The following is a 13639-nucleotide window of genomic DNA, read 5'->3' on the forward strand; positions in this document are numbered from 1 at the left end:
CCCCTCTCGTGTTCGTCGTGACGGACAGATCGCGGGAGGTAAAGATATGCGGACGTCCGACTAACGTGGGTCCGACCAAGCGTTATCGTCTTGGGTATGACGACCTCGACGCAGTTCAGCCACCTCCCGCACCCGAGCCCCGCGAGCCCGGAACGCGTCGCGGACGTATTGGCCGCACCCGGTTTCGGGTTGCACTTCACCGACCACATGGTGACCGTGAAATGGAGCGCCGAGCAGGGCTGGCACGACGCCACGGTCGGGCCGTACGCGCCCTTCTCGCTCGACCCGGCCACCTCCGTGCTGCACTACGGCCAGGCGATCTTCGAAGGCCTCAAAGCGTACCGCCAGCCCGACGGCACGATCGCGGCGTTCCGCCCCGACGCGAACGCGATCCGCTTCCGCAACTCGGCCGAGCGCCTCGCCATGCCGCAGCTGCCGGTGGAGACCTTCCTCGACTCGATCCGCGAGCTCATCGCGGTCGACAGCCGCTGGGTCCCGACGAAGCCGGGCGAGTCGCTGTACCTGCGGCCGTTCATGATCTCCACCGAAGCCGGGCTCGGCGTCAACCGGCCCGCGAACGAGTACCTCTACGCGTTGATCGGCTCGCCCGCCGGCTCGTACTTCGCCGGCGGCGTGAAGCCGGTGAGCGTGTGGCTCTCGACCGAGTACGTGCGCGCCGTCCCCGGCGGCACCGGCGAGGCGAAGTGCGCGGGCAACTACGCGGCGTCCTTCGTCGCGCAGGCGCAGGCCGTCGAGAAGGGCTGCGACCAGGTCGTGTGGCTCGACGCGGTCGAGCGGCGCTGGGTCGAGGAAATGGGCGGGATGAACCTGTTCTTCGTCTTCGGCTCCGGTGACGAGGCCCGCGTCGTGACCCCGGAACTGACCGGGTCGCTCCTGCCGGGCGTGACCCGCAAGTCGCTGCTGGAGCTGGCGAAGTCGTTCGGGCACCAGGTCGAGGAGCGGCGCGTCTCCACCGACGAGTGGGAGAAGGCGGCGGCCTCGGGCGAGCTGACCGAGGTGTTCGCCTGCGGGACCGCGGCGGTCATCACGCCGGTCGGACACGTGAAGCACGCGGGCGGCGAGTTCTCCGTCGCGGGCGGGCAGCCCGGCGAGCTGACGATGAAGCTGCGCGGCGCGCTGACCGGGATCCAGGAGGGCACCCGGCCCGCACCGGAAGGCTGGATGTACCCGCTGGGCTGAGGCTCTGGCCCGGTGAGTCCGTGAAGGCCTCCTTCCCTACCTTGAGCGTAGGNCGGGGCGCATCCCGGCGACGATCATCGTGGCGCCGAGCAGGCGTCCCTTCCCTACCTTGAGCGTAGGGAAGGAGGCCTTCACCACTTCGGTGGCCGGAGGTGCTCGGGATGAACGGCCGGAGGTCTCAGGAAGCGGGAGCCTCGATCAGCGGCCCGCTCACCCCGGCCTGCTCGTGCGTGGCCATCTCCGCGAGCACCCGCGTCGCCATGAACACCAGCGGCAGCGCCGCGACCGCGCCCGTCCCCTCGCCTAGGCGCACGTCCAGGTCCAGGATCGGGTCCAGGTCGAGGTGCTCCAGCGCCAGCGCGTGCGCGGGTTCGCCGCCACGCTGGCCCGCGGCCCACCACTGCCGCGCGCCGGGAACGAGTTCCTCGGCGACCAGCGCGGCCGCGGAGGCGACCAGGCCGTCCAGGATCACCGGCGTCTTCCGGAGCGAGGCCTGCGCGAGGAAACCCGACATCGCGGCGATGTCCGCGCCCGCGGCGGTGCGCAGCAGCGCGACCGGGTCGGCCAGTACGGTCCGTGCGCGCCGCAGCGCGTCCCGGACCGCCGCGGCCTTGCGCATCCAGGTGTTGTCGTCGATCCCGGAACCGCGGCCGACGACGGCCACCGGTTCGCCGCCGGTCAGCGCCGCGACCAGCACCGAGGCCGGAGTGCTGTTCCCGATCCCGAGGTCGCCCGCGATGAGCAGGTCGGCCCCGCCGTCGACCTCGGCGTCGGCGATCGCCCGGCCCGCGCGGACGGCGGCACGCGCCTCCTCGTCGGTCAGCGCGTCCTCGACGTCGATCGAGCCGGAGCCGCGCCGCACCTTGAACTCGCCGATCGACCGCGTCGCGGGAGCGTCGCTGTCGACGGCCATGTCGACGACCCGGACGCTCGCGCCCGCCGAGGCCGCCAGGACATTGATGGCCGCGCCGCCGGTCAGCATGCTGCCGACGAGTTGCGCGGTGACCTCACCCGGATAGGCCGAGACGCCCTTCGCGGCGATGCCGTGGTCCCCGGCGAACACCACGACCCGGGGCCGCGTGAACGGCCGTGGCGGCGACTGGCCCTGGCAGGCCGCGACCCACACGCCCAGTTCTTCGAGCCTGCCCAGCGAACCCGCCGGTTTGATCAGTTTCGAGTGCAGGGCGATCGCCGCCGAGCGCGCGTGTTCATCAGGCTGCTCGACTTCGGCGAACTCGAGGATTTCGTCGTCCAACGCCCTGCCCCTTCGGATCGCTTCGGTGGCCGGGCCCAACCTACCCACCCGCCTGTGCCAGAGTTGCCTGTGGCTCAGACGAAGGCCGCCGGGGTGGTGCTCGCGAGCGGAGCGGGCACCCGGGTCGGCGCCAAACTCAACAAGGTCTACCTGCCGGTGGCGGGCAAACGGGTCGTCGCGTGGTCGCTCGGCGCCTTCGCCCGCGTGCCAGGGATCGAGGTGCTCGTGCTGGTCATCCGGCCGCAGGACACCGAACTCGCGCACGAGGTGCTCGCCGCGCATCCGGGCGAGGTCGAACTCGTCCACGGCGGCGCGACGCGTCAGGGCTCGGAGCTGAACGCCTTGCGCCACTTGGCTTCCCGTATCGAGAGCGGAGAGATCGACGCCGTACTGCTGCACGACGCGGCCCGTCCGCTCGTCACCCCGGAACTGATCGCGGACGTCCTCGCCGGCACGCGGCGCCACGGGGGAGCGGTGCCCGGCGTCGCGGCCGACGACATCGTGCGCGTCGACGACGACACCGTTTCCGGCGCGCTGCCCGGGGCGATCAGGGTGCAGACGCCACAAGGCTTCCGCGCCGCCCCGTTGCTCGAAGCCTACGAAACGGCCGAGCGAGAGGGTTTCGTCGGCACGGACACGTCTTCGTGCATGGAAAGGTTCTCCGCGCTGCCGGTGCGGTGGGTTCCGGGCAGCGCGGAGAACCTCAAGATCACCTACCCGCACGACCTCGTTGTCGCCGAGCAGGTGATCGGCCGAGGTTAGGGATCTCCCTGGTCGGCCTTGACCGGTATGGCGGGCAGGATGGTGACCGGCCGGCGCGCTTCCATCGGGATCACGCAGTCCGGATGTGGTTGCAGCAGCTGGATCGGCGCGGCGGACTCGCCGGGAGCCGGGATGGTGAGCACGGCGCGCAGGGTCCAGTCGGCCGTGGAGTGGTACTGCCATGAGACGAGTGCCGGCCGGAAGACATCCGTGTCGGCGACCGTGGTGACGCGGAAGGCGCTCGCCCGTTCCTCACCGCGGAGGATGAGGACGTCGGCGCAGGTGTCCCACTGGAACACCGCGGCCCAGACCTCCGGTTCCTCCCGGGGGCCGAAGATGTAGACGACCCACCGGCGTCTTCGAAGCTCTTCGAGCAGTTCGTCGATGCTCAGGTGGTTCATCGAGCCCCCTAACGGGTTTCGGGAACTTCTCGGAGAGTAACAGGTGTACTAGAGCACCGTCCAGAATGTGTACTAGTACGTAATAATGGGGTGTGAGCAGGATCCTTGGTGCTCGCCCATTGGTGTGCTAGAACGCTTGTGCGCACCGCGCGACCTTGTGAGGAGTCACCTTGCCCGCCGTCGATCGACCCGAACCGCCGTATCTCCAGATCGCGGGAAGCATTCGCGACGACATCGTTTCGGGCAGGCTCAAGGAAGGCGACACGGTCCCGTCCGCGCGGGAGATCGCCAGGAACTGGAACGTCGCGATGGCGACGGCGATGAAGGTGCTCTCGACGCTCCGCGCCGAAGGTCTGGTCCGCGCGGTACGCGGGGTCGGGACAGTGGTGCAGACCAGGGCGCTGCACCGCTCCGCGCGCGATCGGACGATCTCGATCGCGCGAACCGGCAAGGTCTATCCACCGGGCCACTACGCGAAAATCCGCGAAGCAGGCCTCCTGTCCGCACCGGACCGGGTGGCGGGCGCGCTCGGAATCGATGAAGGTTCTCCGGTGATCCGTCGGCGACGGACCACGTATGCGGGCGAAGGCCGGCCGGTGTCGACGTCGGTCTCGTGGTTCGACGGCGCTGTCGCGTCGAAGGCCCCGTTGCTCTTCGAGCCGGTGCGGATCGTCGAAGGCACGGTCAAATACGTGGCGGACCGGACAGGCCGTGTTCTGGCGTCGACTCATTCTCAGCACGCCGCGGGGCTGGCGGGTGCGGAGGAGGCGGCGGAACTCGGCGTGGCCGAAGGTTCGGCGATTCTGTTGAGTCGCAACAGGTTTCTGTCCGCCGAGGGTGACGTACTCGAGTACGGCGAATCGGCGGCCTTGCCGGACCACTGGATTTTTTACGAATACAACATCGAGGACGGGGCATGAAGCACATTCACGCGGGTAAGGTCCGGGACCTTTACGAAATCGACGGCGACATTCTGCTCGTCGCCTCGGATCGCGTTTCGGTCTACGACGTCTCGCTGCCGACCCCGATTCCGGACAAGGGCGCGCTGCTGAACCAGCTTTCCGCCTGGTGGTTCGAAAAGATGGCCGACGTGGTGCCGAACCACGTCATCTCCACGACCGACGTCCCCGCCGAATTCGCCGGCCGCGCCATGCGGTGCAAGCCGCTGAAGATGATCCAGGTCGAGTGCATCGCGCGCGGCTACCTCACCGGTCTCGGAATGCGTGAATACCGGCGCGACGGCAAGGTTTCCGGCGTCGAACTGCCCGCCGGTCTCGTCGAGGCGGACAAGCTGCCCGAGCCGATCTTCACGCCCACCACGAAGATCTCCGACACCGGCCACGACGAGTTCATGACCTTCGCCGACGTCGTGAACGAGATCGGCCAGGAGACCGCGGACCGCATTCGCGACCTGACGCTCGAGGTCTATACCAAGGGTGCGGAGCACGCGGCGAAGAACGGCATCATCATCGCCGACACCAAGATCGAATTCGGTTTCGACGCCGACGGTGTGCTGACGCTCGGGGACGAGGTGCTCACGTCGGACTCGTCCCGTTTCTGGCCCGCCGACGAGTACGAGCCGGGCCGCACGCAGCACGCGTTCGACAAGCAGTTCGTCCGCGACTGGTCCACGACCACCGGTTGGGACAAGACACCGCCCGGCCCGGCCATCCCGGACGAGATCGTCGAGGCGACCCGCAAGCGCTACACCGAGGTCTACGAGCGGATCACCGGGAAGACCTGGGCTCCCGGTGGTGCTCATGCCTGAGCAGCAGGTCTACGACCCGTACCGGTTGATCGACGACGTCGAGGGACTGCTGATCCAGCGGGGTCACCGGCCGGAGCGGCTCGACGGCCGGACCGGCGACCGGGTCGCCGGCGCGAGCAGGTTGCTGCGGGGCCTGGGCATCGATCCCTTGCGCGCTCCCGGTGACGCCCTCGACCTCGACGGCCAGGTCGCGTACCACTCGCGCGTGCACGGCGACTGACGCTTTCCCCGCATCGCACGCGGTGAAGGACGCTTTCCCCCCATCGCATGCGGGGAAAGCGTCCTTCAGCCACGTCAGGGGGAGCGGGTCAGCGTCGGGTCGGTCTCGGCGACGCCGTCGAGGGCCTCGTCGATCGCGGCGAGCAGATCCGCGTCCAGCTTCACGCCCGCCGCCTTCACGTTCTCGTGCACCTGCTCCGGTCGCGAAGCGCCGATGATCGCCGAGGCGACGTTCGGGTTCTGCAGCACCCACGCCACGGACAGCTGGGCCATCGTCAGTCCCGCCTTGTCCGCGATCGGCTGAAGCCGCTGGACGCGCTCGAGGACGTCGTCGTTGAGGAAGCGGGCGACCATGTTGGCGCCGCCCTTCTCGTCGGTCGCACGGGAGCCCTCGGGCAGCGGCTGACCGGGCTTGTACTTCCCGGTGAGCACGCCCTGCGCGATCGGCGACCAGACGATCTGGCTGAGCCCTTCGCGTTCGGAGGCCGGGATGACCTGCGCCTCGATGACCCGCCACAGGGCGTTGTACTGCGGCTGGTTCGAGATGAGGGGCACCTTCAGTTCGCGTGCGATCGCCGCGCCCTGGGTGATCTGCTCGGCGGTCCACTCGGAGACGCCGACGTAGAGCACCTTGCCCTGGCGGACGAGGTCGGCGAAGGCGAGGAACGTCTCTTCGAGCGGGACGGTCCGGTCGAACCGGTGCGCCTGGTAGAGGTCGACGTAGTCGGTGCCGAGCCGCTTCAGCGAAGCGTTCGCCGACTCCATGATGTGCTTGCGGCCGAGACCCTGGTCGTTCGGGCCCTTGGGGCCGGTCGGCCAGTAGACCTTGGTGAAGATCTCCAGGCTTTCGCGGCGCAGGCCCTTCAGGCCGCGGCCGAGTACCGATTCGGCGGCCGTGTTGGCGTAGACGTCAGCGGTGTCGAACGTGGTGATGCCGACGTCGAGCGCCGCCTTGATGCAGGCCTGGGCCTGGTCCTCTTCCACCTGGGACCCGTGGGTGAGCCAGTTGCCGTACGAGATCTCACTGACATTGAGGCCGCTGCGGCCCAGTCGTCGAAACTCCATGAGCGCGACTCTACCCCAGGCCGTTAGGCTGGCTAACGACCTGGGTTTCGCCTGCTCAGACCTTGTCGCCGGGGCTGACCCGCGGCTTCGGAACCCGCAGCTTGCGGATCTGGCTCGCGCGGATGAAGGAGTACCAGCCGACGGAGGTGCCCTTGATCGTCTCGTTCGGGAACTTCAGGCGGACCATCTTCGCGATCCGGCGCCCGCTGAGGAAACCCTCGACGATCATGCCGAGCAGCATCACGGTGCACAGGAGCGTCGCGTACCGCTGGACCTCGGGGTACGGCAGGATCAGCGCGACGAACACCAGGATCGCCAGCGGCATGAACAGGCCGAGCAGGTTGCGCCGCGAGTCGACCAGGTCACGGATGTACGCCTTGACCGGGCCGCGGTCACGGGGGAGCAGGTACTTGTCCTCGCCCGCCATCATCCGCTCACGGCGTTCCTTGGCGGCGTTGCGCTGCTTGAGCTTGTACTCCGGGTCGGCCTTCGCGGACTTCCGGAGCTCCTTGTTGCGCTTCATCGCCTCCCGCATGGTGGTCGGCGGGGGCGCCACCGGGCCGCGGCGCTTGGCCTCGGCCTCACGCCGCTTGGGGGTGGCCTTGCCCTTTCCGGGCGTGTACGACTTGGCCTGGACCTCGACGGCCTCGTCGCCGGGGGTCTCGGTGTCCGTCGTGGCGGAGTCTGTGGTGCTACGGCGCAGGAACCTCACCTCTCCAGGGTAGTCGCGGGCATCACGGTGCCACGCACCAGGCCGAGCGATATGTCACCATGGAGGGGAACAGATCGGGACTCCGACGTGTTGGACCATGTGCAAGACGAGTACCCGCAGCGAGTTCGACCAGAGGGAGAACCATGACGACCGCTGAGCAGGCAGCCGCAGCTCAGGCCGAAACCGCCGAGGAGACCCACGGCGTCACGTTGACCGACGCCGCCGCCAGCAAGGCGAAGGCCCTGCTCGAGCAGGAGGGCCGCGACGATATGCATCTGCGCATCGCCGTCCAGCCCGGTGGGTGCGCGGGCCTGCGCTACCAGCTGTTCTTCGACGAGCGCACGCTCGACGGTGACCTGTTCCGTGACTTCGACGGCCTTCGCGTCGCCGTCGACCGGATGAGCGCGCCGTACGTGTCGAGCGCCGTGATCGACTTCGTCGACTCGATCGAGAAGCAGGGCTTCACGATCGACAACCCCAACGCGACCGGCAGCTGCGCCTGCGGCGACAGCTTCCACTGATCCGCGTCGAAGCATGAAGAAGGGCCGCGAACCTCACGCAGGTCGCGGCCCTTCTTCATGCCCGGAACGGGATCAGACGTAGGCGTCCAGATCGGCGACCTGGGCGAGGCACCGCTCGTCCACGGTCCAGGGCGGAGCGATCTGCCGGGGCAGTGGCAGGTTCTCGGCCTGGAGGGAGGACGGGATGCCGGCACAGTCGGCGATGAGTTCGCCGATCGATTCCGGTTCGAGGTGATACGCGGAAGTGGTCACGAACGACAAGCTAATGACTCGTGTGCGAGTAGGACACCACTACCAACCGGTAGTGTCGATGGCCGTGCCCGAAGCAACCCGTATGGGGCATGACCTGCGGGTAACTTAGCCGTCCTCGCCTCGGCGGGGCCGACCGACCAAGGAGAACCGGTGGCAGACAACGCCAGGATCGCGGTATCCGGCAGTATCGCAACCGACCACCTCATGCACTTCCCAGGCAGGTTCGCCGAGCAGCTCATCGCCGAGCAGCTGCACCGGGTGTCCCTGAGCTTCCTGGCCGATGACCTCGTCGTCCGGCGGGGCGGGATCGGCGCGAACATCGCCTTCGGTCTCGGGGTGCTGGGCAAGCGTCCGATCCTGGTCGGCGCGGTGGGCTCCGACTTCGCCGACTACCGGTCCTGGCTCGAGCGGCACGGCGTCGACACCGCCGGAGTGCTGGTCTCCGAGGTCGCGCACACCGCCCGCTTCGTCTGCACCACCGACGAGGACCTCTGCCAGATCGCCACCTTCTACGCCGGTGCGATGGCGGAATCCCGCAACATCGAGCTGGAGCCGGTCGCCGCGCACGCCGGCGCGCTGTCGCTCGTGCTGATCAGCCCGGACGACCCCGAAGGCATGGTCCGGCACGCCGAGGAGTGCCGGCAGCGCGGCTACACCTTCGCCGTCGACCCCTCGCAGCAGCTGGCCAGGATGGACGGCGAGCAGGTGCGCGCCTTCATCGAGGGCGCGAAGTACCTGTTCAGCAACGACTACGAATGGGAACTGCTGCTGCAGAAGACCGGCTGGTCCGAGGCCGACGTCCTCGACCGGGTCGGCATGCGGATCACCACGCTCGGGGAGAAGGGCGTCGAGATCGTCGGCAAGGACGGCCTCGCGCTGCAGATCGGCGCCGTCCCGGAACGCGGCAAGGTCGACCCGACCGGCGTCGGCGACGGCTTCCGCGCCGGGTTCATCGCCGGTATCGACGGCGGGCTCGGCCTGGAGCGTTCGGCGCAGCTGGGCTCGCTGATCGCCGTGCTGGTGCTGGAGACCGTGGGCACGCAGGAATGGTCCTTCGACCGGGCCGACGTCCTGGGCCGCCTCAAGGAGGCCTTCGGACCGGAGTCCGCCGAGGAGATCGCGGCGATCCTGCCCGCTTGAGCTGAAGGGGACTTTCCCCTCATGTGATGCAGCGAAGGGGCCCTTCACCGCGTGAGACGCGGGGAAAGGCCCCTTCAGCCGCGCCTGGTCAGGATGGCGGCGAGTTCGGCGGGCCGCGAAATGTGGGGACAGTGCCCGGCGTCGATCTCGATCGCGGTGACGCCGAGCCGTTCCCGCGCGGCCCGGCGCATCCACTCCGGCCGAAGCGTGCGGTCGCGGGTGGGGACGACCACCGTCGATGGGATCTCCGGCGCGGCCCCGGCGGGATGCGTCGCGAGCACCGCGGGGGCGAACAGCCGCAGACTGTCCAGCGCCTGCCGTTCGGTCTCGGGATCGCAGTCGTGGAAGAGGAATTCCGACGCTTTCGCGGGATCCGCCGTCGGGTCCACGCCGATCCAGTCGGGTTCGAGCACGGCCGGTGCCTCGTCGCGCAGGCTCCGGCCGCCGGCGAAGTCGGGGATGTAGGCGGCGACCCACACCATGGCCCGCGCGTCGAGCGCTTCGGCGATCGCGGGAAGCAGCACCCCGGATCCGGAATGGGCCACGACGACCGGCCGTCCGCCGTCGTACTGGTCCCGCGCGTGCTGCGCGTAGCCCTCGATCGGCAGGTCCACCGGGGTCAGCAGGTCCACGGCGATCGCGCGGTGCCCGGCGGCGGTGAGCAGCTTGGCCACGCGGTCCCAGCCCGCCGGGCTCTGCGTCGTGCCGTGCACGAGGACGAAGTCCATCCCTCCATGCTGGCCTTCACCCAGTGACCGGTGAAGGCCAGTACGGAGTCGTGACTAGAGCTTCACCGGGTAGACGGGTTCCGGCACCTCGGGCTTGATGCGGTTCTCGACGAAGATGCCGTGCCACAGCATGAACACCAGCAGCGCCCACAGCTGACGGCTGCGGTCGAGCTGCCCGGCCTTGTGCTCTTCGAGCAGCGCCAGGACGGCCTTCTTGTCGAGCAGCGCGTCGGTCCGCGAGTCCGAGATGATGCCCTTCGCCCAGTCGTACATCTCGTTGCGCAGCCACAGCCGGATCGGCACCGGGAATCCCAGCTTGCGCCGGTTCAGCACGTGTCCCGGGATGATCTTCGCCAGCGCCTGGCGCAGCGCGTACTTCGTGGTGCCGTGCGCGAGCTTCTGGTCGAGCGGGATGGTCGAGGCGACCTTGAACACTTCGGCGTCGAGGAACGGCACGCGCAGTTCCAGCGAGTTCGCCATGGTCACCTTGTCGGCCTTGACCAGGATGTCGCCGCGCAGCCAGGTGTAGAGGTCGACGTGCTGCATCCGCGCGACCGGGTCCCAGTTCTCGGAGATCTTGTACCAAGGCGCGGTGACGTCCTTGAAGCCGATCCCGTCCTCATACGTGCGCAGTACCTTGCGGAGCTGGTCGTCGCGGAAGTTGCGCGCGTTGCCGTAGTAGCGGTCTTCCAGCGGCAGCGCCCCGCGCCGCAGCAGGTCCTTGCCGCGGGTGCCTTCCGGGATCTTCGTGGAGACCTTGCCGATGATCTTCCGCATCCCGCCCGGGATCTTCTCGAACGGAGCCAGCGAGATCGGCTCGTTGTAGATCGTGTAGCCGCAGAAGAGCTCGTCGGCGCCTTCGCCGGACAGCACCGCCTTGACGTGCTTACGTGCTTCGCGGGCGATGAACCACAGCGGCACGAGCGCCGGGTCTGCCACCGGGTCGTCGAGGTACCAGACGATGAGCGGCAGCGCCTCCATCATCTCGTCCGCCGACACCGTGCGGACCACGTGCTTCACGCCGATCGCGGCGGCCGATTCGGCGGCGACGTCGACCTCGGAGTAGCCCTCGCGTTCGAAACCGGTGGTGAACGCGATCAGGTTCGGGTTGTGCTCCTTGGCCAGCGTCGCGGTCGCGGTGGAGTCGATGCCGCCGGACAGGAACGCGCCGACCGTGACGTCCGGGTCGGAGATCATGTGCTTGCCGACCGAGTCGCGCATCACATCGGCGATGCGCTCGTACAGCTCGTCGGCCTCGGCCTGGTTGTTGACCGGCTTCGCGTTGAACTGCGGGTGGAAGTAGCGGGTGAACTCGACCTCACCGCCGGGGACGACCCGGAACGACGTGCCGGACTCGACGCGGCGGATTCCGGTGTGCATCGATTCGGGCTCCGGCACGTACTGCAGCACCAGGTAGTGCTGCAGGGCCGTCTTGTCCAGCTTGTCCTCGACCCCGAGCACGCCGGAGAGCTCCAGCAGGCTCTTCTTCTCGCTGGAGAAGGCGACCTTGCCGGGGCCGGCGGAGTAGAACAGCGGCTTGATGCCGAACGGGTCACGCGCGCCGAAGACGACCTTCTCCTGGGAGTCCCAGATCATGAAGGCGAACATCCCGCGCAGCTTCTTCACCGCGTCGTCGCCGAGGTAGTGGTACGCCGCGACGATCGCCTCGCCGTCACCCTCTGTGGCGAATTTCGCACCGTGTTCGGCGGCCAGCTCGTCGCGCAGCTCTTTGTAGTTGTAGATCTCGCCGTTGAAGTTCAGCGTGTAGCGCTCGGGTGCCTCCGGCGGACCCCAGATCAGCGGCTGGTGGGCGTGGTCGACGTCGATGAAGGCCAGCCGGTTGAACCCGTAGACGACCTCGGCGTCGGCCCAGGTGTCGTGCTCGTCGGGGCCCCGGTGCCGCTGGCAGCGCATGGCCGCGTCGACGGCGTCACGGGCGCTCGCCGCGTCGGCTTCGGTCGAACAGATCAGTCCAAGCAGGCCGCACACGTCTAGTTCACACACCTCTTGTTGGCCGAGCGGGGGAGAAGGGCCCAGTATGCCGGTGGGTGTGTACACCCGGATGTGGTGGGGGATACGCGTGTTGGGGTTACCCCTTAGTCAGCGCGGCGCCGCAACTCGGCTAGGCTCCGCCTGTCACGAAGATCGGTCGAGGAGGCTCTGGGTGAAAGGGCAAGGCGCAGTGGGAAATCCAGAGCGCATCCCAGTTAAGCGGGCTGGTCGCGTCGCAGCGCTCGCCGCGCTGGTGATGCTGACGGCGACGGGCTGTTCCGGGGACGAGATCCTCCGCTTCGGCTGGCCGGTCGGGGTGACCCCGCAGGCGCACGACATGCGCACCCTGTGGACGTGGACCGTCATCGCCGCGCTGGCCGTCGGTGTCATCGTCTGGGCGCTGATCTTCTGGACCGCGATCTTCCACCGCAAGAAGAAGACCGCCGACGGCGCGGAAGAGGAACTGCCCCGTCAGTTCCAGTACAACATCCCGCTGGAGATCTTCACGGTCGTCGTCCCGACGATCATGGTCTGCGTGCTGTTCTTCTTCACCGCGACCACCGAGAACCGCGTGCTCGCCGAGACGGACGATCCGGACGTCACGGTCGACATCGTCGCGTTCCAGTGGAACTGGGAGTTCAAGTACAAGAGCGACTCCAAGAACCAGGCCGACCCCGAGATCACCACGGTCGGCAGCTCGACCGAGATCCCGCTGCTGGTCCTGCCGACGAACAAGACGATCCAGTACAACCTGCGGTCGGCCGACGTCATCCACTCGTTCTGGGTGCCGGAGTTCCACTTCAAGCGGGACGTCATGCCGGACCCGGAGAAGAACAACCAGGACTTCACCTTCCAGAACTCGATCGACAAGGAAGGTTCGTTCGTCGGCCGCTGCGCCGAACTGTGCGGCACCTACCACTCGGGGATGAACTTCGAGGTCAGGGCGCTCTCGCCGGACAAGTACGCGCAGTACATCCAGCTCCGCGGCACGGTGAACCCGAAGAGCGGCAAGCCGAACACGGCCTCCGAGGCGCTGACGGCGATGAACTGCGGCGAACTGTGCTCGCCCTACGCCGTCACCACCACCCCGTTCAACACCGACCGCACCGCGCGGGTCGCGTCCAACTGACCCGGCTGTTCGAGCCCGAAACAGGAGTGAGGCAACGTCCATGAAGGTCGAAGGACGGATTTTCTTCCTCGTCGCGGTCTTCTCCGTCGTCGTGGCGGGTATCTACGCGTACATGACCGGAACGATGACCCGGGACGGCGTCGAGCCGGTCGGTGTGGTGGCCCTGATCCTGACCGGTGGCCTGGCCTTCCTGGCCGGGAGCTACCTGCAGTTCGTGGCGCGGCGCATCGAGCCGCGCCCGGAGGACCGGGAAGACGCCGAGATCAGCGACGGCGCCGGTGAGCTGGGCTTCTTCAGCCCTGGCAGCTACTGGCCGGTCGGTCTCGCGGCGGCCGCCGCGCTGACCGGTGTCGCGCTCGCGTTCTTCCACATCTGGCTGCTGATCATCGCGCTGGGCCTGGTCATCGTCGCCATCGGCGGGCTGGTGTTCGAGTACCACACCGGCCCGAACCACGAGTGACGTTCTGACGCCGAAAGCGGCGCCTCGGTCTTCGG

The 13639-nt window shown here is 68.2% G+C and carries 16 protein-coding genes; 9 read left to right on the forward strand and 7 right to left on the reverse strand.

Annotated features, from left to right (window positions below; translation table 11 throughout):
* Window positions 1-96: 96 nt before the first annotated feature.
* A complete protein-coding gene (locus LCL61_RS15575; protein ID WP_340687481.1) occupies window positions 97-1200 on the forward strand; it encodes a branched-chain amino acid aminotransferase in 1104 nt (367 codons plus the stop codon).
* Between the two features lie 178 nt (window positions 1201-1378).
* On the opposite strand, the gene cobT is transcribed toward LCL61_RS15575, so the two are convergent.
* The gene (gene cobT / locus LCL61_RS15580; RefSeq protein ID WP_340687482.1) at window positions 1379-2455 is read right to left on the reverse strand and encodes a nicotinate-nucleotide--dimethylbenzimidazole phosphoribosyltransferase; all 1077 of its coding nucleotides are present in this window, start codon (window positions 2453-2455) and stop codon (window positions 1379-1381) included.
* Window positions 2456-2548: 93 nt separating this feature from the next.
* Between cobT and LCL61_RS15585 the strand changes: the two genes are divergently transcribed.
* Window positions 2549-3217: an IspD/TarI family cytidylyltransferase gene (locus LCL61_RS15585; RefSeq protein ID WP_340688592.1), complete on the forward strand. Its 669-nt coding sequence runs from the start codon at window positions 2549-2551 to the stop codon at window positions 3215-3217.
* Here LCL61_RS15585 and LCL61_RS15590 read toward each other — a convergent pair.
* Window positions 3214-3618: a hypothetical protein gene (locus LCL61_RS15590; protein WP_340687483.1), complete on the reverse strand. Its 405-nt coding sequence runs from the start codon at window positions 3616-3618 to the stop codon at window positions 3214-3216. The genes LCL61_RS15585 and LCL61_RS15590 overlap by 4 nt on opposite strands.
* 170 nt (window positions 3619-3788) lie before the next feature.
* On the opposite strand from LCL61_RS15590, the gene LCL61_RS15595 reads away from it, so the two are divergent.
* The 3 genes from LCL61_RS15595 to LCL61_RS15605 are packed head-to-tail and all read left to right on the forward strand — an operon-like array spanning window position 3789 to window position 5606.
* Window positions 3789-4538 (forward strand): GntR family transcriptional regulator, encoded by a 750-nt coding sequence (locus LCL61_RS15595; protein WP_340687484.1) that lies wholly within the window; start codon window positions 3789-3791, stop codon window positions 4536-4538.
* Complete coding sequence (locus LCL61_RS15600; RefSeq protein WP_340687485.1) at window positions 4535-5386, forward strand: phosphoribosylaminoimidazolesuccinocarboxamide synthase; 852 nt, start codon at window positions 4535-4537, stop codon at window positions 5384-5386. Before LCL61_RS15595 ends, LCL61_RS15600 begins: the two co-directional genes overlap by 4 nt.
* Entirely contained in the window at window positions 5379-5606 is a 228-nt protein-coding gene (locus LCL61_RS15605) for a hypothetical protein (protein WP_219150104.1), read from the forward strand. The genes LCL61_RS15600 and LCL61_RS15605 overlap by 8 nt, the downstream gene beginning before the upstream one ends.
* 74 nt (window positions 5607-5680) lie before the next feature.
* On the opposite strand, the gene LCL61_RS15610 is transcribed toward LCL61_RS15605, so the two are convergent.
* Both LCL61_RS15610 and LCL61_RS15615 read right to left on the reverse strand, forming a co-directional pair.
* Window positions 5681-6670, reverse strand: coding sequence for an aldo/keto reductase family protein (locus LCL61_RS15610; protein ID WP_340687486.1), 990 nt, complete (start codon window positions 6668-6670; stop codon window positions 5681-5683).
* A gap of 55 nt (window positions 6671-6725) precedes the next feature.
* Window positions 6726-7382 carry a DUF3043 domain-containing protein gene (locus LCL61_RS15615; RefSeq protein WP_340687487.1) on the reverse strand — a complete coding sequence of 219 codons (657 nt, stop codon included), beginning with the start codon at window positions 7380-7382 and terminating at the stop codon, window positions 6726-6728.
* Between the two features lie 143 nt (window positions 7383-7525).
* Here LCL61_RS15615 and LCL61_RS15620 point away from each other — a divergent pair, with 143 nt between their 5' ends.
* Complete coding sequence (locus LCL61_RS15620) at window positions 7526-7903, forward strand: HesB/IscA family protein (RefSeq protein ID WP_016336060.1); 378 nt, start codon at window positions 7526-7528, stop codon at window positions 7901-7903.
* 72 nt (window positions 7904-7975) lie between these two features.
* Here LCL61_RS15620 and LCL61_RS15625 read toward each other — a convergent pair whose 3' ends face one another.
* Window positions 7976-8164 carry a hypothetical protein gene (locus LCL61_RS15625; protein WP_101609500.1) on the reverse strand — a complete coding sequence of 63 codons (189 nt, stop codon included), beginning with the start codon at window positions 8162-8164 and terminating at the stop codon, window positions 7976-7978.
* Window positions 8165-8305: 141 nt separating this feature from the next.
* Here LCL61_RS15625 and LCL61_RS15630 point away from each other — a divergent pair, with 141 nt between their 5' ends.
* Window positions 8306-9295 carry a carbohydrate kinase family protein gene (locus LCL61_RS15630; protein ID WP_340687488.1) on the forward strand — a complete coding sequence of 330 codons (990 nt, stop codon included), beginning with the start codon at window positions 8306-8308 and terminating at the stop codon, window positions 9293-9295.
* Between the two features lie 74 nt (window positions 9296-9369).
* On the opposite strand, the gene LCL61_RS15635 is transcribed toward LCL61_RS15630, so the two are convergent.
* Both LCL61_RS15635 and asnB read right to left on the reverse strand, forming a co-directional pair.
* Window positions 9370-10023, reverse strand: coding sequence for an alpha/beta hydrolase (locus LCL61_RS15635; protein ID WP_340687489.1), 654 nt, complete (start codon window positions 10021-10023; stop codon window positions 9370-9372).
* 54 nt (window positions 10024-10077) lie between these two features.
* Window positions 10078-12012 carry an asparagine synthase (glutamine-hydrolyzing) gene (gene asnB, locus LCL61_RS15640; RefSeq protein WP_340687490.1) on the reverse strand — a complete coding sequence of 645 codons (1935 nt, stop codon included), beginning with the start codon at window positions 12010-12012 and terminating at the stop codon, window positions 10078-10080.
* 259 nt (window positions 12013-12271) lie between these two features.
* On the opposite strand from asnB, the gene LCL61_RS15645 reads away from it, so the two are divergent.
* Both LCL61_RS15645 and LCL61_RS15650 read left to right on the forward strand, forming a co-directional pair.
* Complete coding sequence (locus LCL61_RS15645; protein WP_125689451.1) at window positions 12272-13144, forward strand: cytochrome c oxidase subunit II; 873 nt, start codon at window positions 12272-12274, stop codon at window positions 13142-13144.
* A gap of 40 nt (window positions 13145-13184) precedes the next feature.
* Window positions 13185-13604 carry a cytochrome c oxidase subunit 4 gene (locus LCL61_RS15650; protein WP_034321396.1) on the forward strand — a complete coding sequence of 140 codons (420 nt, stop codon included), beginning with the start codon at window positions 13185-13187 and terminating at the stop codon, window positions 13602-13604.
* The last annotated feature ends 35 nt before the right edge of the window (window positions 13605-13639 follow it).

The sequence above is a fragment of the Amycolatopsis coloradensis genome (genome assembly GCF_037997115.1).
GTDB classification, from domain to species: Bacteria; Actinomycetota; Actinomycetes; order Mycobacteriales; family Pseudonocardiaceae; genus Amycolatopsis; species Amycolatopsis coloradensis_A.

Excerpts from the sequence above, each read along its gene's own strand:
- LCL61_RS15575 (WP_340687481.1), top strand. The coding sequence starts at position 97 with ATGACGACCTCGACGCAGTTCAGCCACCTCCCGCACCCGAGCCCCGCG.
- LCL61_RS15590 (WP_340687483.1), bottom strand. The coding sequence starts at position 3,618 with ATGAACCACCTGAGCATCGACGAACTGCTCGAAGAGCTTCGAAGACGC.
- LCL61_RS15600 (WP_340687485.1), top strand. The coding sequence starts at position 4,535 with ATGAAGCACATTCACGCGGGTAAGGTCCGGGACCTTTACGAAATCGAC.
- LCL61_RS15605 (WP_219150104.1), top strand. The coding sequence starts at position 5,379 with ATGCCTGAGCAGCAGGTCTACGACCCGTACCGGTTGATCGACGACGTC.
- LCL61_RS15610 (WP_340687486.1), bottom strand. The coding sequence starts at position 6,670 with ATGGAGTTTCGACGACTGGGCCGCAGCGGCCTCAATGTCAGTGAGATC.
- LCL61_RS15620 (WP_016336060.1), top strand. The coding sequence starts at position 7,526 with ATGACGACCGCTGAGCAGGCAGCCGCAGCTCAGGCCGAAACCGCCGAG.
- LCL61_RS15635 (WP_340687489.1), bottom strand. The coding sequence starts at position 10,023 with ATGGACTTCGTCCTCGTGCACGGCACGACGCAGAGCCCGGCGGGCTGG.
- LCL61_RS15645 (WP_125689451.1), top strand. The coding sequence starts at position 12,272 with ATGCTGACGGCGACGGGCTGTTCCGGGGACGAGATCCTCCGCTTCGGC.
- LCL61_RS15650 (WP_034321396.1), top strand. The coding sequence starts at position 13,185 with ATGAAGGTCGAAGGACGGATTTTCTTCCTCGTCGCGGTCTTCTCCGTC.